Source organism: Limnobacter alexandrii (genome assembly GCF_005871185.1).
Taxonomy (GTDB): Bacteria; Pseudomonadota; Gammaproteobacteria; order Burkholderiales; family Burkholderiaceae_B; genus Limnobacter; species Limnobacter alexandrii.
The window spans coordinates 158563-174658 of record NZ_SWKN01000009.1 but is presented as its reverse complement, the minus strand read 5'-3'; the positions used below and the strand labels follow the sequence as shown (position 1 = coordinate 174658).

The following is a 16096-nucleotide window of genomic DNA, read 5'->3' as shown; positions in this document are numbered from 1 at the left end:
TTTATGCAGCCTCCTTGTTGGCGTACACGTGGTCTTTGAAGGGCTCAGCGCCAATGCGGTCGAGCGTGTCGATGAACAGTTCATCTTCATGACGCTCACGCACATACACTTCCAGCAACTTCACAACCACGCCGGGTACGTCTTCGGCATAGAAGGATTTACCAATCACTTTACCAATGGACGCATCGTTGCCCTGACGGCCACCCAAGGTAACCTGGTACCACTCTTCGCCATTTTTATCGACACCCAAAATTCCGATGTTGCCGATGTGGTGGTGACCGCAAGAGTTGATACAACCCGAAATGTTCAGGCTGAGATCACCCAAATCAAACTGGTAGTCCAGATTGTCTACGGCCTCTTGGATGCCCAAGGCAATCGGAATGGATTTGGCATTGGCCAATGAACAGAAATCGCCGCCGGGGCAGGCAATCATGTCGCTGACCAAGCCAATGTTGGGCATGGCCAAATTGTGTTCTTTCAAGGTGCTCCACAGTTCGAACAAGTCTTGCTCGGCCACATCGGACAGCACAAAGTTTTGTTCGTGCGTGACACGCAATTCACCGAAGGAATACTGCTCAGCCAAGTCGGCGATCAGGTGCATTTCATCGGTGGTGGCATCGCCTGGGGCAATGCCGGGGCGCTTCAGCGATATGCTGATGGCCACATAACCCGGCTGGCGATGTTCGCGTGCATTGCGCGTTAACCAACGATCAAAACCCACATGCTTGGCGCGCAAGCCACGATTTTGCTCGGCAATGGTTGCCACTTGTTCGGCACTGAACTGCTCGTAAGCAGGTGCAGTGAAAAACGAGGACACACGGTCAAATTCTTTTTGGGGAATAACGGACACACCGCCTTTGATGTGTTGCCATTCTTCTTCCACCTGCTTGGCAAATTCCTCAGGGCCAATGGCACGCACCAGAATTTTGATGCGGGCTTTGTACAGGTTGTCGCGGCGACCATAGCGGTTGTACACGCGCATTACTGCTTCGATGTAAGTCAGCAGTTCTTGCCAGGGCAAATCACTTTTGATCACGGAACCAATCACGGGTGTGCGGCCCAAACCGCCACCTGCCAACACCTGCGCTACCACCTCACCGGCTGCGTTGCGCGTCAGGTTGACACCGATGTCGTGCACTTGCACTGCGGCACGATCTTCTGCCGCACCATTCACTGCAATTTTGAACTTGCGTGGCAGGTGGGCGAATTCTGGGTGAAAGGTGCTCCACTGGCGAATCAGTTCGCAAAATGGGCGAGGGTCTACAAATTCGTCTTTCGCGATACCCGCGAACGGGTCGCTGGTGGTGTTGCGAATACAGTTGCCGCTGGTTTGAATGGCGTGCATTTCAACTTCAGCCAATTCAGCAAGAATGGCTGGCACATTCTCCAATGCAGGCCAGTTGTACTGAATGTTCTGGCGGGTGGTGAAGTGCGCATAGTTGCGGTCGTACTTCGCCGAAATGTCGGCAAGCTTGTGCAATTGTTTTGCGCCCAGCAAGCCGTAGGGAATGGCCACGCGCAGCATGGGCGCATGGCGCTGAATGTACAGGCCGTTTTGCAGGCGCAGGGGACGGAACTCTTCGTCTGTCAGTTCGCCTTTCAGGAAGCGCTCGGTTTGGTTGCGAAACTGAGCCACGCGTTCGCGTACAAGGGCGTGGTCGTAGTCGTCGTATTTGTACATTTACATCACCAGTTTTGCGGCCACGGCGGTGAGGGTCGTGGCCAATACCCCGCGCAAGAACCTTTCCGGCACTGCGCGACTTAAATAACTGCCCACTGTGATACCAGGGATAGACCCCAGCAGCAGTGCGCCCAACAAACCAAAATCAACGGTTCCCAAACTGAAGTGACCAAACGCAGCCACTGTGGTGAGGGGCACAGCATATGCGATATCGGTACCCGCAATTTCGGATGCCTTCAGATGCGGGTACAACATGATCAGCACCATGGCGCCAATTGCACCTGCACCGATCGATGACACTGTGACCAACATGCCAATGACTGCAAATGCAACCACGGTCGCGATGGTACGCGTTTTGTCTTGCAATTGGGCTTGCGGGTGGTTTTGCAGCCACTTCACAATCTTTGTTTTGAAAATAAGCACACCGACAGTCAACATGACGCAGATGGAAATGGACCAGCGAATGAACGCATCAATCGCGCTGCCTTTGCCGGCGTTTTGAATGTCAAGCCCGTGCAAAATGGCAATGGTAATCAGCGAGGCGGGCACACTGCCCAAACATGCCAGGCCTACGATGCGCCAGTTCACAGTGTTGCGAAGGCGATGCACCAATGTGCCAGCACCTTTGGTAATCGCCGCAAATGCCAGGTCGGTACCCACGGCAGTTGTGGCGGGTACGCCGAACAACACAGTGAGCAACGGTGTCATCAGCGAGCCACCACCCACGCCGGTAAGGCCGACCAAAAGGCCGACCGCCAGGCCAGAAGCAACGTAGACTAAATCAATGTCAAAAGGCACGTGAAAGCTCGATGAAAATGGTTTTTTGGGACTTGAAGTGTAGGCGCTTCCCCTTATAATTCAAACGATAATATTTCCATTTATATATTCCCCTGTGGAATAAAGGGTTTTTATGAACTTGCATCAGCTTCGATTCGTTCGGGAAGCGGTTCGCCATGATTTCAGCCTGACCGATGCGGCCAAGGCGCTGTTTACTTCTCAGCCGGGTGTATCCAAGGCGATCATCGAATTTGAAGAAGAGCTGGGCTTTCAAATTTTCAAGCGACATGGCAAACGCCTTAAAGGTTTAACGCCGCCGGGTGAATTGGTTTACCAAGCCTGTGAGCGGGTGTTGGCCGAGCTTGAGAACATCAAGCGCGTGGGTGAGGAATTTGCTGCGCGTGAAAGTGGGCAATTGACTGTGGCGGTTACTCACACACAGGCACGCTACGTATTGCCACAGGCTGTGGCGGCTTTCCGCAAGAAATTCCCGAAGGTGAAGCTGATTTTGTTGCAGGGCACACCCGAGCAACTGGCCCAATGGGTGCGCAAAGACCAGGCTGACTTGGCAGTGGCCACCGAAGCTTTGGCCGATGAGCCTGATTTGGTGACCTTTCCCTGTTATGACTGGGGGCACATTGCCATTGCACCCAGCGGTTCGCCCCTATTAAAACCTTTTGTGGAGGGAGGGCGTCAAATCGCGCTGGCCGATTTCGATCAAATGCCAGTGATCACCTACGAAACCCACTTTGCCGGGCGCAAGAAAATTGATGCTGCATTTCAGAAAGCCGGGGTCAACATCGATTTGGTGCTGGAGGCGATTGATGCGGATGTAATTAAAACCTACGTGGGCTTGGGTTTGGGCGTGGGCATTATTGCTGAAGTGGCTTTTGATGCCTTGAAAGACAAAGGTTTGATGGCAGTGCCGGTTGATCACCTGTTTGGTCGCAACACCACGCGCATTGCTTTGCGGCAGGGTGTGTTCATGCGAACGTTGATGTATGAATTCATCGCGGTGTTTGCACCGATGTTGACGCCAAAGCTGATTGACCGCGTGCTGGGCGGTGGGCAGGCCTACGACATTTGATGCGGTGTGGTTTGGGTATGTGGCGTGGTTCGGTTATGCGGTGTGCTTGATTTGCTCGGGGCGCAGTGCCTGTTGCGACGGAAAATCTGTTGGCCCCAAGCTGAACCTTGCCTTGCCTGAAGCCGCCCCTCGAAAAAAGCGGTCGGGGCGGCTTCTGCCCCAAGGGGCACCGGCCTGGCTTGGCACGCTTGGGCAGATTTTCCTGACTGTCGCCACAAGCACAGACGCATCCGATCAAATCCGCACACCGCACAGCTAAGCACACATTGTGCACATCGCGTACAGCACGCAACTCGCCCGAACAGTGCGGCTGTGCAGCTTGGCCATCAGCCCCGCATGTGTTTGCGTACCACCTCAAAAACCCGCGATGTGTCCTGACTCTTCGGCCCATTGGCCACCAGTTCATCCAGCAACTCTGCGGTTTTAAACAACAGCGGCAAATGCAAACCCTGCTTCTTCGCAGCGTCCGCCACCATGCGCACATCTTTTGCATGCAGGTGCGCTTCAATTGAAACCGGATCCGTAAAGCCCTTCACCATGTGCGGTCCGGCCCAATCCAGTACCCGGCTTGCAGGCAGGCCAGCTTGCAACAATTCAAGCACAACGCTCAATTCCGCACCTTGTTCCAGCGCGTAATTCATGGCTTCGGCAATGCCCACCAATTGAATGCAAAGCGCCATTTGATTGGCGGCCTTGATGGCCTGCCCGGCACCTGAGGGCCCAACATGACGAATGGTTTTTCCCAAGTGCTTCAGCATGGGCTCGATCTGATTGAATGCTGCCAAATCACCGCCCGCCATCATGCTCAGGGTTGCGGCGCGTGCGCCTGCTGCACCACCGGAAACGGGGCAGTCGATGTAGTCGATTTGCCTTGCCTTGAGCTTGCCAGTAATGTCCGCCACAGCGGCGGCGTCAATGGTGCTGAAATCCACAATGATTGAACCAGGCTGTGCCTGTTGCGCAATGCCGCCCTCACGAAACAGCAACGATTGAACATCGGCCGTGTTGGTCACATTCAGGGCAATCAGGCGGGTGCGGGCGCACAAAGCTTCAATGCTGGGCTGTGCAATGAGGGGAATATCAGCCAATGCTTCGAAGGTGGAGGCGTTTCGTGCCCAGGCCAGCACGGTGTAGCCAGCATTGCAAAGGTGGCCCACCATGGCGGACCCCATATTACCAAGGCCGATAAAGCCAATTGTTTTGGGTGTTGAGGGTGTTGAGTTCATCCCCGGATTATAGTCAGCTTCAGTGGGTCTGCATGCTCGGGTTTTCAGCAATGTGCAGGTCGCTTAAGCGGCAGTATTGCAACTCGCCTGTGTGCAGTTGAACCAGTACCGGGTGGCTTGTTGAAATCCAGCGGCCGAACTCGGCAATGTTGTAGGCAATCACTTTGGCTGGCGCTGAATTCAGCAACACCTCGGCGCCGACCTTGAACAATTTCGCGGTTTGGCGAAGCGTGCGCTTGCGCATCAGGGTTTGTCCATCGGGATAACGCGGACCCAATGAACCGGCGGCGTTGGAATAGGCGATTGTGAGGGGCATGTTTGCCTCCAGGCTGGTGTGTACAGTTTATTTATACGACACCAACCTGAAAAGCAGTTTACCGAACATGGGGGGATAACCCGTTCAGTTTTTAGTGTGAGGGTAACAAAAGCTGGTTTTGAATCAGCATGAACAGTTCGCTGTTGGGGTCTGCAATGCTGTCGCAAATGCTGAAATGGTCGGCATTTACTTGCAAGGGTGGGTTCAGTCCCCAGTGCGATGCCAAATAAGCACTTTGCTCTTTGAATGCATCGGATTCCTTCGTGCCAAAGGCCAGGTGCACTGGAATGGTGGGCTTGGGCATCAGTGCCGGGCTTACCATGCGCGTGCGTTTCTGGTTCAGCTTCAGGTCTTTCTGAATGAAAGGTGTGTGCACCAGTGGGCTAAGGTCGTATATGCCTGAAATGGCAATGACAGACTTCACCACATCTTGTGGCAGGTCAGAGGCCCACAGTGGCCAAAACGCCAGCGCGCTCATGACACCCAAATGGCCACCTGCAGAATGCCCGCACACCACAATTTGATTGGCATCGAAACCGAAACGGTCTGCCTGACGGTAAAGCCATTCAATACCACGCAGGGTTTGTCGGACGCTGTCTTCGATGGTGACGCGTGGAATAAGACCGTAATTGAGCAGGGCTACCGAGTAGCCACGTGCCACATAGGGTTTGGCCAGAAAAGTGAAATCGTATTTGTCCAGCGAACGCCAGTAGCCGCCGTGAATAAAGATCAACAGAGGCTTGCCGGGCTTGCCCGGAATAACGTCCACAGTTTCTGCTTCCGATTCGCCGAAATACTGATTCCAGAACCCATCCAGGTCAAAACGCGCGTAACGGGACTGTTCAGCCCAGCGAGCAAAGGTTTTGGGGTGGTCGGGCAGGTAAGAGCGAACGTTGTACTGGCTCTCGAGCCAGGCCACGTCGGGCTGGTTCTCGCCACTTTGGGCTTTTGTGTCGGCCATATGGCAGTGCAAAAATGATTATTTGGTTGTTGGACAGAATAAATTCGTGACACAACATACCGTAAAGGGACCAAAAAGTCCAATTTTCATGCCAATTTCGCAGTTGATTAAACACAATGGCAATAATTTTGTGCTTACAATGAAAAGTTCAGCGTTTCAGTCGAAAGCTTGCCCAACACGCAAGCGCAGCAAAGGCCACCACGGCGGCTGCCATCGGCAGTGCCGTGTCGTCGTGTACCACTGAAACAGCCCAGCTGGCCAACCCCCCCAAGCCGAATTGTGCGCAACCATACAGTGCTGATGCTGCCCCAGCGTTTTTCGGGTGCCTGCCCAACAACTGCGCAGTGGTGTTGGGCGCAACAAAACCCAGTGAACCCACACACACCAGAAAGCCTGCCACCATCAAGCCCAGGTTCCAGCTGGCTGTTCCTGCATTCCAGGCGCTGATCAGCACCATCAAGGCACCCAGAAAACCCAGTGCGGAACCGGCCTTGATCAAGGGAGTGGTGCCCGTGCGTTTCACCAGGCGCGTGGAGGCATAGCCAAACCCAATCAGGGTCAGGATGTTCGAGCCAAACAGCACGGCGTAGGTTTTCTCACTCAAGCCAAAAAACTCGATGTACACAAAGGGTGTGCCGGTGATGTAGGCAAACATAGCCGCAAAGTGCGCACCACCCGCCACAATCAACAAACGTGCGTCCGGGTATTTCCAGACTGTCCAATAACCCCGGAATGCTTCACTCAACGAGGATTGGGTTCGGACTTTGCTCAAGGTTTCAGGCAACAAGGCATACGCCGCCAAAGTGCAGGCTGCGCCAAACAGGGCAAGCGCAAGAAATTCATAGCGCCAGGAACCCAGTTCAAGAATGTAGGCCCCCAACAGTGGCGCGATCATCGGTGCCAGCGAGGTGACCATGGCAATCATGGCCATGACCCGGGCTGAATCGGTTTCACCAAACAAATCACGAATGACAGCCCGTGAAATGACCGCTGCCGCACCGCCACCAAAGGCCTGAATCAGGCGAAACACAAGCAATTGCTCGATGGTTTGGGCCAGCATGCAGGCCACGCTGGCCAGCACAAACACTGTGGTACCCGCAAAAATCATTCGTCTACGGCCAAACCTGTCCGACAGGGGGCCATAAAACAGCATGCCCATGGCAAACCCGGCCAGAAACACAGTCACTGTTTGTTGAACACGCCCGGCAGGTGCCTGCAATTCTTCGCCAATGGCGGCAAGGCTTGGCAAATAGAGGTCGATCGCCAAGGGGGCGAAGGCGGCCAGTGCAGCCAGCAGAAAAAACATGGGGCGATTAATCACAAAGGGGTTTCCGGTGCGAAGTGATTGGGCATTGTACGCGTTGTGCGGTGCTTCATTGAGCAAACTAATTTGACAGGGCGTACGTACCTAATTAAGGTCATGAGAGTGCGATAAGTAGTAGTGCACAAGCAGTTCGAATTCAGTTGCTTTCTTGGGGTGCAGCATGGAATTTACGTCGCTTGATCTTGCCCGAATCCAGTTCGCGGCCAACATTACCTTCCATATTTTATTTCCCACAATCACCATCGGCCTTGGCTGGGTGATGTTTTATCTGCGCTTGCAGCATGTGCGCACGGGCAAAACCGAGTGGGAGCAGGCCCATTATTTCTGGACCAAGATATTTGCGCTGACTTTCGCCATGGGCGTGGTGTCGGGCATCACCATGAGTTTTCAGTTTGGCACCAACTGGCCGGGGTTCATGGAAAAAACGGGAAACATTTCCGGGCCGCTGTTGGGTTATGAGGTGCTCACTGCCTTTTTTCTGGAAGCCACTTTTCTGGGTGTGATGCTGTTTGGCAAGCAACGGGTGTCGCCCAAAGTGCACTTGCTGGCCACGTTTTTGGTGGCCTTTGGCACCACTTTGTCGGCTTTCTGGATTTTGGTGCTCAACAGCTGGATGCAAACCCCCCAAGGTTTCGAGATTATCGACGGCCAAATGCACGCCACCAATTGGCTGGAAATTATCTGGAATCCCTCCTTCCCCTACCGTTTCACCCACATGTTGTTGGCCAGCGGCTTGACCGTGTTCTTCGTCATTGCGGGCGGTAGCGCACTTCAAATTTTGCGCAAACGGGAAAAGCCTTTCACGCGCCACATGTTGAAACTGGGTGTTTATGGCGCAGCGGTGCTTATACCGATCCAGATTTTTGTGGGTGATTTGCATGGTTTGAACACCTTGAAGCACCAACCCGCCAAAGTGGCGGCGATGGAAGGTGTCTGGGAAACCGAGAGGGGCGCGCCATTGTTGCTGTTTGCCATTCCCGACAGCGAAGCGCGCACCAATCACTTTGAAATTGGCATTCCGAAAATGGCCAGTTTCATTTTGACGCACGACTTCAACGGCGAGATCAAGGGGCTGAATGATTTCCTGAATACACACCCACCAGTCGGGCCAGTGTTTTATTCCTTCCGGGTCATGGTGGGCATGGGCGTCTTGATGTTGTTGGTGTCCTGGGCCTCGGTGTGGGCATTTCGGAAGACCGGTCCTGTGCTTGAGAACAAAACCCATCGACTTATTCTGACCGCTTTGATGTTCATGATGTTCTCGGGCTGGGTGGCCACTGTGGCGGGTTGGTGGGTGACCGAAATTGGTCGCCAACCTTATGTGGTGTACGGCGTGCTGGGCACTGCTGATGTGGTGGCCCAACACCCACCTCAGTTGCTGGCGTTCACGGTGCTGCTGTACATGGCCATGTACATTGGTTTGATCATTTCCTATGTGTGGGTGCTGCGGTATATGTTGCTGGGTGGGATTGGGTCATCCAAGAAGGTCAACTGGGGTGGCGCGTCAACGGCCACAACACCGGCTGACAAACTTCGCCGTGAACAATAAAAGGGGAACAGTGCGATGACATTCAACGAGTTTTTACCGCTGTTGTTCATGGGCGTGATGGGTTTGTCTCTTCTGATTTATGTAGTGCTAGACGGCTACGACCTGGGGGTTGGCCTGTTGCTGCCCCATGCCACAGACGATGAAAAAGACACCATGATCAATTCAATTGGTCCGTTTTGGGATGCGAATGAAACCTGGTTGGTCCTGGGTGTGGGTGTGTTGCTGGTGGCTTTTCCCAAGGCGCATGGTGTGGTGCTGACAGCCCTGTATTTGCCCGTCACATTCATGCTGCTGGGCCTGGTACTGCGAGGCGTGGCCTTTGATTTCCGCGTGAAAGTGGATATTGCCTACAAGCCCTTGTGGAATCGTATTTTCTTCATTGGTTCACTGGTTACATCGGTTTCGCAAGGCTGGATGCTGGGCAGTTACATCACCGGTTTCTCGAACCACTGGTCGCAATTGGTGTTCAATTTGGGCGTGGCCATTACCTTGCCTTTTGCATACACGCTGCTGGCCAGCGGGTGGTTGATCATGAAAACCGAAGGTGACTTGATTGAAAAATCTCGCCGCTGGGGGCGAATCAGTTTCTGGCCCATGCTGATTTCCATCGCCTTTATTTCCGCCATGACGCCTTTGGTGGTGCCTGAAATTTTTGACAAGTGGTTCAGCTTTCCCAACATTGTGGCGCTGGCACCCATTCCAATCGCATCGGTGTTGTGCCTGTGGGGCATTCACCATGTGCTCAGCAGTCAGCGCTTGATGGACGCTGGCTACGGCTGGATGGTGTTTGCACTCACCGCAGGCGTGATGACCTTGGCCTTCATGGGCCTGGCCTATAGTCAGTACCCCTATGTGGTGTTGAATCAATTGACCGTGTGGGAAGCGGCTTCCTCGCCTGAAGCATTGAAGATTATTCTGGTGGGTGTGGTGATCACTTTGCCAACCATCCTCGGGTACACTGCGTTTTCATACAAGGTGTTCTGGGGCAAGGCCAAAGAACTGTCTTATCAGTAACAACGCACCGAAGGAATTTGTTGAAATGAGCATCAGGCAACTGAGCAATGAGGTCGCAGTGTGCGGCCAAATCAGTCCCGAAGATTTGGAAGCAATTGCTGAACTGGGCTTTAAAACCATAGTGAACAACCGGCCCGACCATGAAGTGGGTGCGCAACTGGCCCATTCAGTGATTGAAGCCAAAGCAAAAAGCCTGGGCTTGGCGATTCATTATTTGCCCATGGAAGTGGGGCAACCACCCTCAGAGGTACTGCTTGAGGACTTCAAACGCATTCTGGATGAAGCGGAAAAACCGGTGCTGGCCTATTGCCGAAGTGGTAATCGTTCGGGCCAAATTTACATGGGCGCTTGCGCCCTGAAATAATTTGGATGCTGGCCTAGTGGTCTTTGCGCGTGTCAGCTTGATTCGTGGGCATGGCCATGGCCAGCTCGCGGATCATGCGCACGGTGTCGATGTCTGCCGCGCGGTAAGCCTGTTTGCGAAATTCATCCACGTCGTGTGACGATATTTCAGGGCCACCCGGCGTGGCCGGTGCATCGCTGACCTGGTACTGAAACCGCAACCACAGTTCGCCAGATTCCGGTTCCTCAATTGAAATGGTCAGCTTGCTGTCGCCGCAAAACTGATTCGCTACAATGCGGGTTTCGGTGCGGTCTTCTTCGATCAACTCGATGGTGTCTTCAATTTGAAAAGGGCCGTAGTTCAGTACGCGTGCAAGCGTGGTGACATTGCCTTCTTGGCTGGTTTGCATCACCTGTGCGTCTTCAAGGCCAAGCACGAAGCGGGTGGGTTTCCAGGCCCGTGCCACCAAGCCGAACCAGAGTTGTTGCCGTGTTAACCAGTCAATGCCAGGCAAGCTCGGGTCGTTGATCTGCACCAAATGTTCAAATTTCATGAAGGGGGTCCTGTGATACACAGACAAGGTACTACAAAACGCTACTCTGATTCCACAAGCTTTCACGGGGTGGTTTATTTGGTGGAAGTGCCCTCCACGGAGGAAGGTGATATTCAGGCCCAAACCCGGGACTTGTTGATGAGCCTTGAGAGAACCATGGTTGGTGCTGGCACGGACAAAAGCCATTTGTTGCTTGTACAGGTTTACTTGACCAATATGGCCCGCGATTACGATGGGTTCAACCAAGTGTGGGACGCCTGGCTGCCCGAGGGCACAGCACCTTCACGCGCATGCGTTGAAGTCAAAGGGCTGGCCAAGCCAGGCTGGAAGGTTGAACTGGTGGTGACCGCTGCAGTGAACCCGGCCTCACTGGCTTAACAAACGCAGGCGCTGCTGAAGTATGCGCAGGTTTGTTTTAAGGTGCTCAAGCGAATCGGTGGTGGGTAGCTGGTTTTGTGCCAGCTGGTTTTCCAGTTGCTGAATAAAGTCGGCAAATGAAAGTTCACCCACCAGTTTGCAATGTCCCTTCAAGGTGTGCAAAGCACGTTTGGCATCAGGCAAATTATTGGCTTGAAGCTGTTTTTCTGTGTCGTCGGCCAGTTGTGGAATTTCAGCCGCAATCATGTCGATGGTTGTTTTGAGCAGTTCTTTGTCGTGGTCAAAGTTTTGCATCGGAATGGGCGACACATGGAATTTCAGGCGTTCAAGCACTGCCTCGATGTCACTGCGTTTGAATGGTTTTGAAATGTACTCGCGCATGCCAGCCGACTGATAAGAGGCTTGAACATCCACCTGCGACTCCGCAGTGAGTCCGACGATCGGCATGGTGGAGTGCTTCGGGTTTGCAAGAATTTTTTGACATGCTTCGATTCCACCCATGTTCGGCATGTGAAAGTCCATCAATATCAGGTCGAAGCGCTCCTCATTAACCGCTTTTATAGCCTCAAGACCATCGGGAACAATCCGGAACGAAATACCCAGTTGTGTCAGAACATGGGCGACAAAGGTCTGGTTCACCACATTGTCTTCAGCCACCAGCACCCGAATGCTTTTTGTTGCAACACCGAATGGGTGATTAAACGAACTGCAATCTTCGTTACTCATGCGGAGATTCTCTGGTTTTGTTCTATCATTTGCTGTCTCCTTGGCGCTGTGGGCCGCAGCCCTATATTGCCAGAGCGCCCAGCAAATATTAAAGCCTATTGTGGAATGAGCAATGGATAAAAAGTTGCACACACCTGCCATTGCAGTTTCAACGCAGCACGTGGGCGTTTTTGATTCGGGCGTGGGTGGTTTGTCTGTTTTGAAAGCCCTGCTGAATTACTTGCCATTTGAGCGCTTTGAGTATGTTGCAGACGAACGCTACCTACCCTATGGTGACAAGCCTCAACATGAAATCACAGATCGTGTTTTAACCCTGTCCAACTGGTTGAGAAACCAGGAGTGCAAAGCCATGGTCATGGCCTGTAACACTGCCACGGCTGCAGGTGCCAACCAGGCGCGGGCAATCCATGCAAATTGGCCAATAGTGGGCATTGAGCCAGCAGTCAAACCGGCCAGCATGCTGACCAAAACCGGGGTGGTGGGAATATTGGCAACCACAAATACCGTGGCCAGTGAACGGTTCAAGGCCTTGGTTGAAAGGTTTGATCCCATGGCCAAAGTGATTGCCCACCCGTGCCCGGGGCTCGTCGAATTGATCGAACAGTCGCTCATACCCGAATCCGCTATTGAGAATTTGCTAAAGCCAGTGGTGGCTGAGTTGCTGCACAAACAAGCCGACGTGATTGTGCTGGGTTGCACCCATTACCCCTTTGTTTCCCATCTCATTTCGAAACTGGCTGGCCCTGGTGTTGCCGTGATAGAGACTGGCTTGCCCGTGGCCAAACAATTGAAAACCCGCCTTGAGGGTGAAAACCTATTGAATCCGGGCACAGAGAATTTGCCTTTGCTTGAACGGGTGAGTTTTTTCACCACGGGCCAGCCTGAAGCGTTCAAAACAAAGTTGGTGAATTTGTTGGGCGTCGATTGGCGTGATGCCAAGGTTCAGCAATTGAAGGTTTAGCTGCTGGCCCGGTTTTCCACGGTGTTGGCCAGCAGTTGTGCCACATGCACAAACTGCGCCGATGCAATTTCCTCGGCACGCGCTGTAAGGGCAATGCCCGCGGCTGTTGCGATGTGTTCAGGCACCACGTTGGCCCAGGTGTTGCGCAACATTTTGCGGCGTTGCGAAAAAGCAGTGCTGACCACCCGACTAAAAATATCACCTGGAATTTCGGCTCGTTGCTGGGCTGGTTTGGGCACCATGCGAACAATCGCGGACATCACTCGGGGCGGTGGGTCGAAGCACTCGGGCGGCACGTCAAACAGATGGTCCATGTCGTAGTAGGCCTGCAACATCACTGACAACCTGCCATAGTCGCTGGTTTTCGGGGCGGCCACCATGCGGTCAATCACTTCCTTTTGCAACATGAAATGCTGATCAATAACCTGGTCAGCTACCTCAAGCAAAGCAAACAAAATGGGCGATGAAATGTTGTAGGGCAGATTGCCCACAACTCGAAAAGGTGCAGGGAGTTGCCCGAAATCAAATTTCAACACGTCCACTTCGTGAACGGTCAGCTTGTCTTTCCAGGCGCCCATGCGAAGTTTCTCTGCCAAATCCCTGTCAATTTCAATCACCTGCAGATGATTGACTGCTTTGAGTAACCAGAATGTCAGTGCACCCAAGCCCGGGCCAATTTCGACCAGTGTGTCGTCGGCACGTGGTCGCATTTCGCCAATCAGGTTGGACAGCACACTTTGATCGGTTAAGAAGTGTTGGCCAAATCTTTTTTTTGCTTGGTGTTTCATTGCGCTTTCCTGCGGCAAAGGTCCATGTGGTGCGCGCATTCTATCGCTTCATTCAGGCTGCCGGCGTCCATGTTGCGGGTGCCAGCCAAATCAAGTGCGGTGCCGTGGTCAACCGAGGTTCGCACAATCGGCAAACCCAGTGAAATATTCACGCCCTGACCGAAACTTGCATGTTTCAACACGGGCAAACCTTGGTCGTGGAACATGGCCAAAACCGCGTCGCTGTTTTGCAGGTATTTTGGTTGAAACAAGGTGTCCGCAGGAAAGGGACCCTGTACATCGTGTCCCTTGGCTTGCAAGGCTTGGATGGTTGGCGTGATGGTCTCAATTTCTTCATGTCCCAGGTCGCCTGATTCGCCAGCATGCGGATTCAGCCCGGTCACCAGAATTCTGGGTTTTGGCACATTCCAGTACAGGCTCAAATCGTGCAGCATGATTTCAAGGGTGCGGGTAAGGCTGTCCCGGGTAATTGCAGCGGGTACTTTGGCCAGTGGAATGTGGGTAGTGGCCAGTGCCACCTTCATTTGTCCACCCATCAACATCATCACCACCTCTGTTTGGTCGCAGCGCTCGGCAAGGTATTCGGTGTGGCCCATAAAACCGGGCCAATGTGGGCTGATTGCGGATTTCTGAATGGGGGCGGTCACCATGGCTGCCGCATTTCCGTTCTGGCAGGCATCGCACGCCAGGTTGAGCAGGCCCAGCACATAAGGCGCATTGGCTGAACTGGGTTGACCCGTGGTGCAGGGTGCTGACAGGGGGTGGTCGAGTAAATAATAGCCCGGCGCCCCGGTATCGCTGTTGGCAATATCCCGTAGCGAGTCAATGCGCTGCCATTTGGGTTCAATTCCCGCGTTGCTGGCTCTAGTAGTAAGCAAGTTTGCGTCGCCAAGGATAACCAGTGCCCGGTTTAGTCGCTTGGCCTGGTTTGTCTCGGCCAGCAAGGCACACAACTCTGGCCCGATTCCCGCGGGTTCACCGCTGGTAACAAGGATCGGGAGGTTTGTGGCTTTGCTCATGCCCTAAGAATTAAAGGCGAATTTCGATGAAGGTGGAGTCGCGCAACTGTCGAAGCCATTCCTGATAGCTTTCCTCTGATTTGCTGGCACGAATGGCCTGGCGTGCGGCCTGCCGTTGACGCTCTTCAGACGCGGCCTGTTGGCGACGCTCGACCACCTGAATAATGTGAAAACCGAAACGGCTTTGAAACACAGGGCTTACACCACCAATGCTGAGCTGGTTCATCTCGCGTTCAAATTCAGGCACCGTGTCGCCAGGGTAAAGCCATCCCAAGTCGCCGCCTTTGGCGGCGGATCCATCCTGAGAATAGCGTTTGGCCAAGTTGTCAAACGTGGCTGCGCCGCCTTGCAGTTGCTCCAGTGCGAAATTCAGTCTGCGTTTGGCCTCGGCCTCGGTGATGTCAGGACCTGGTCGAATCAGGATGTGTCGGGCCCGGGTTTGAGTCACTGGGGTGTTGTCCAGGGCGGCGCCACTTTCACGCCGCTCAAGCACCTTCAACACATGAAAACCATTGGGACTACGAATGGTTTGCACTGCGTTAGGCTGTCCTTTGGACAGGAAATCGGTGAACAAGGTGGGCACTGCGTCAAAGCCCGTCCAACCCATTTGCCCTGTGCCATCAATGGCCAACTCCGGGTTGGTTTGTACAATGTCTTGTACGGTTTTTCCGTCTTTCAGCGCTTTTTCAAGGGTTTCTACCTTGGCCCTGGCCTGGTTCAGCGTTGCGCCACTGGCGTCGCTGGGTGCTTTGACCATGAGCTGTACCCAGTTCACTTCGGGTTGGTTGGCGGCAGCGCCACCTTTGGTACGGGCAGCCAGGTAATTCTGAATCTCGGCGTCGGACACCTGAATTCGGGCTTCCACTTCACGCTCGCGCAGGCGGCCCAAGGTGATTTCGCTGCGCACCTCTTCCCTGAAGCGGGCAGGCGACACACCTTCTTCTTGGAGGCGAGCAAGGAAATCTTCGAGGGATAAACCGTTCTGATCTGCCACGCGGGCCATTGCCGCCTCAATTTGGGCCTCTTCAATCCGAATGCCCACTTCTTCCGCTTTTTGAAGTTGAGCCCGATCCATCACCATGCGGTCGAGTACCTGTTTTCGCAATTCGATGCGGTCTGGCAAGGGTGCCCCACGGCGGCTCATTTGGCGCTCAATCAGGGCAACCTGCCGGTTCAACTCGCTGCGGGTGATGATGTCGGTGTTAACGACCGCCACAATGCTGTCAATGGCTGCTGCGTTCGAACCATTGCTGGCTCCAAGCTCTGAACTCAATTTGCCGGCAGGCAGGTTTGATGTTGGTGCTTGAATGCCCTGCGCCTGTACATGGCCCACGGCCATCAGAGCGGAAATTGAGAATAACCAGTGTTGAATTTGCTTCATATGCATAACTTT

At 53.7% G+C, this 16096-nt stretch carries 17 protein-coding genes; 6 read left to right on the top strand and 11 right to left on the bottom strand.

Translation table 11 applies throughout. From position 1 onward, the window contains the following. Position 1 precedes the first annotated feature (1 nt). Both FCS97_RS12590 and FCS97_RS12585 read right to left on the bottom strand, forming a co-directional pair. The gene (locus FCS97_RS12590) at positions 2–1681 is read right to left on the bottom strand and encodes a nitrite/sulfite reductase (protein WP_138518783.1); all 1680 of its coding nucleotides are present in this window, start codon (positions 1679–1681) and stop codon (positions 2–4) included. Continuing rightward, positions 1682–2479 carry a sulfite exporter TauE/SafE family protein gene (locus tag FCS97_RS12585; RefSeq protein ID WP_138518782.1) on the bottom strand — a complete coding sequence of 266 codons (798 nt, stop codon included), beginning with the start codon at positions 2477–2479 and terminating at the stop codon, positions 1682–1684. A gap of 112 nt (positions 2480–2591) precedes the next feature. On the opposite strand from FCS97_RS12585, the gene FCS97_RS12580 reads away from it, so the two are divergent. Then, a complete protein-coding gene (locus tag FCS97_RS12580; RefSeq protein WP_138518781.1) occupies positions 2592–3545 on the top strand; it encodes a CysB family HTH-type transcriptional regulator in 954 nt (317 codons plus the stop codon). Between the two features lie 326 nt (positions 3546–3871). On the opposite strand, the gene FCS97_RS12575 is transcribed toward FCS97_RS12580, so the two are convergent. From FCS97_RS12575 to FCS97_RS12560, 4 genes are all read right to left on the bottom strand, one after another. Beyond that, a complete protein-coding gene (locus tag FCS97_RS12575; protein WP_138518780.1) occupies positions 3872–4771 on the bottom strand; it encodes an NAD(P)-dependent oxidoreductase in 900 nt (299 codons plus the stop codon). A gap of 19 nt (positions 4772–4790) precedes the next feature. After that, positions 4791–5087: a hypothetical protein gene (locus FCS97_RS12570; protein ID WP_138518779.1), complete on the bottom strand. Its 297-nt coding sequence runs from the start codon at positions 5085–5087 to the stop codon at positions 4791–4793. A gap of 91 nt (positions 5088–5178) precedes the next feature. After that, on the bottom strand, positions 5179–6048 hold the full coding sequence (locus FCS97_RS12565; RefSeq protein ID WP_138518778.1) for an alpha/beta hydrolase: 870 nt from the start codon (positions 6046–6048) through the stop codon (positions 5179–5181). 148 nt (positions 6049–6196) lie between these two features. Then, positions 6197–7369, bottom strand: coding sequence for a multidrug effflux MFS transporter (locus tag FCS97_RS12560; RefSeq protein ID WP_138518777.1), 1173 nt, complete (start codon positions 7367–7369; stop codon positions 6197–6199). A gap of 163 nt (positions 7370–7532) precedes the next feature. On the opposite strand from FCS97_RS12560, the gene FCS97_RS12555 reads away from it, so the two are divergent. From FCS97_RS12555 to FCS97_RS12545, 3 genes are read left to right on the top strand one after another with little or no spacing between them, the layout of a single operon-like run. Further along, positions 7533–8921: a cytochrome ubiquinol oxidase subunit I gene (locus FCS97_RS12555; protein ID WP_138518776.1), complete on the top strand. Its 1389-nt coding sequence runs from the start codon at positions 7533–7535 to the stop codon at positions 8919–8921. Positions 8922–8936: 15 nt separating this feature from the next. After that, positions 8937–9935, top strand: coding sequence for a cytochrome d ubiquinol oxidase subunit II (locus FCS97_RS12550; RefSeq protein ID WP_138518775.1), 999 nt, complete (start codon positions 8937–8939; stop codon positions 9933–9935). Between the two features lie 25 nt (positions 9936–9960). Then, positions 9961–10299, top strand: coding sequence for a protein tyrosine phosphatase family protein (locus FCS97_RS12545; RefSeq protein ID WP_138518774.1), 339 nt, complete (start codon positions 9961–9963; stop codon positions 10297–10299). A 13-nt stretch (positions 10300–10312) separates the two neighbouring features. On the opposite strand, the gene FCS97_RS12540 is transcribed toward FCS97_RS12545, so the two are convergent. Then, positions 10313–10831, bottom strand: a complete 519-nt coding sequence (locus FCS97_RS12540) for an SRPBCC family protein (RefSeq protein ID WP_138518773.1) — start codon at positions 10829–10831, stop codon at positions 10313–10315. A gap of 12 nt (positions 10832–10843) precedes the next feature. Here FCS97_RS12540 and FCS97_RS12535 point away from each other — a divergent pair, with 12 nt between their 5' ends. Continuing rightward, positions 10844–11209: a RidA family protein gene (locus FCS97_RS12535; protein ID WP_246066330.1), complete on the top strand. Its 366-nt coding sequence runs from the start codon at positions 10844–10846 to the stop codon at positions 11207–11209. Here FCS97_RS12535 and FCS97_RS12530 read toward each other — a convergent pair. Next, positions 11198–11935 (bottom strand): response regulator, encoded by a 738-nt coding sequence (locus FCS97_RS12530; RefSeq protein ID WP_171035307.1) that lies wholly within the window; start codon positions 11933–11935, stop codon positions 11198–11200. The two genes, FCS97_RS12535 and FCS97_RS12530, sit on opposite strands and share 12 nt — an antisense overlap. Before the next feature lie 112 nt (positions 11936–12047). Between FCS97_RS12530 and murI the strand changes: the two genes are divergently transcribed. Further along, on the top strand, positions 12048–12896 hold the full coding sequence (gene murI, locus FCS97_RS12525; RefSeq protein ID WP_138518770.1) for a glutamate racemase: 849 nt from the start codon (positions 12048–12050) through the stop codon (positions 12894–12896). Here the strand turns inward: murI and rsmA are convergent. From rsmA to FCS97_RS12510, 3 genes are read right to left on the bottom strand one after another with little or no spacing between them, the layout of a single operon-like run. Next, positions 12893–13684: a 16S rRNA (adenine(1518)-N(6)/adenine(1519)-N(6))-dimethyltransferase RsmA gene (rsmA, locus tag FCS97_RS12520; RefSeq protein WP_138518769.1), complete on the bottom strand. Its 792-nt coding sequence runs from the start codon at positions 13682–13684 to the stop codon at positions 12893–12895. The two genes, murI and rsmA, sit on opposite strands and share 4 nt — an antisense overlap. Then, the gene (gene pdxA / locus FCS97_RS12515) at positions 13681–14703 is read right to left on the bottom strand and encodes a 4-hydroxythreonine-4-phosphate dehydrogenase PdxA (protein WP_138518768.1); all 1023 of its coding nucleotides are present in this window, start codon (positions 14701–14703) and stop codon (positions 13681–13683) included. Before pdxA ends, rsmA begins: the two co-directional genes overlap by 4 nt. Before the next feature lie 10 nt (positions 14704–14713). Continuing rightward, complete coding sequence (locus FCS97_RS12510) at positions 14714–16084, bottom strand: peptidylprolyl isomerase (protein ID WP_171035306.1); 1371 nt, start codon at positions 16082–16084, stop codon at positions 14714–14716. Positions 16085–16096: the final 12 nt, after the last annotated feature.

What these genes read in the sequence shown, in the direction of transcription:
- murI (WP_138518770.1), top strand. Translation starts at nt 12,048, where the DNA reads ATGGATAAAAAGTTGCACACACCTGCCATTGCAGTTTCAACGCAGCAC.
- FCS97_RS12575 (WP_138518780.1), bottom strand. Translation starts at nt 4,771, where the DNA reads ATGAACTCAACACCCTCAACACCCAAAACAATTGGCTTTATCGGCCTT.
- FCS97_RS12590 (WP_138518783.1), bottom strand. Translation starts at nt 1,681, where the DNA reads ATGTACAAATACGACGACTACGACCACGCCCTTGTACGCGAACGCGTG.
- FCS97_RS12510 (WP_171035306.1), bottom strand. Translation starts at nt 16,084, where the DNA reads ATGAAGCAAATTCAACACTGGTTATTCTCAATTTCCGCTCTGATGGCC.
- rsmA (WP_138518769.1), bottom strand. Translation starts at nt 13,684, where the DNA reads ATGAAACACCAAGCAAAAAAAAGATTTGGCCAACACTTCTTAACCGAT.
- FCS97_RS12570 (WP_138518779.1), bottom strand. Translation starts at nt 5,087, where the DNA reads ATGCCCCTCACAATCGCCTATTCCAACGCCGCCGGTTCATTGGGTCCG.
- FCS97_RS12580 (WP_138518781.1), top strand. Translation starts at nt 2,592, where the DNA reads ATGAACTTGCATCAGCTTCGATTCGTTCGGGAAGCGGTTCGCCATGAT.
- FCS97_RS12555 (WP_138518776.1), top strand. Translation starts at nt 7,533, where the DNA reads ATGGAATTTACGTCGCTTGATCTTGCCCGAATCCAGTTCGCGGCCAAC.
- FCS97_RS12540 (WP_138518773.1), bottom strand. Translation starts at nt 10,831, where the DNA reads ATGAAATTTGAACATTTGGTGCAGATCAACGACCCGAGCTTGCCTGGC.
- pdxA (WP_138518768.1), bottom strand. Translation starts at nt 14,703, where the DNA reads ATGAGCAAAGCCACAAACCTCCCGATCCTTGTTACCAGCGGTGAACCC.
- FCS97_RS12530 (WP_171035307.1), bottom strand. Translation starts at nt 11,935, where the DNA reads ATGAGTAACGAAGATTGCAGTTCGTTTAATCACCCATTCGGTGTTGCA.
- FCS97_RS12550 (WP_138518775.1), top strand. Translation starts at nt 8,937, where the DNA reads ATGACATTCAACGAGTTTTTACCGCTGTTGTTCATGGGCGTGATGGGT.
- FCS97_RS12565 (WP_138518778.1), bottom strand. Translation starts at nt 6,048, where the DNA reads ATGGCCGACACAAAAGCCCAAAGTGGCGAGAACCAGCCCGACGTGGCC.
- FCS97_RS12545 (WP_138518774.1), top strand. Translation starts at nt 9,961, where the DNA reads ATGAGCATCAGGCAACTGAGCAATGAGGTCGCAGTGTGCGGCCAAATC.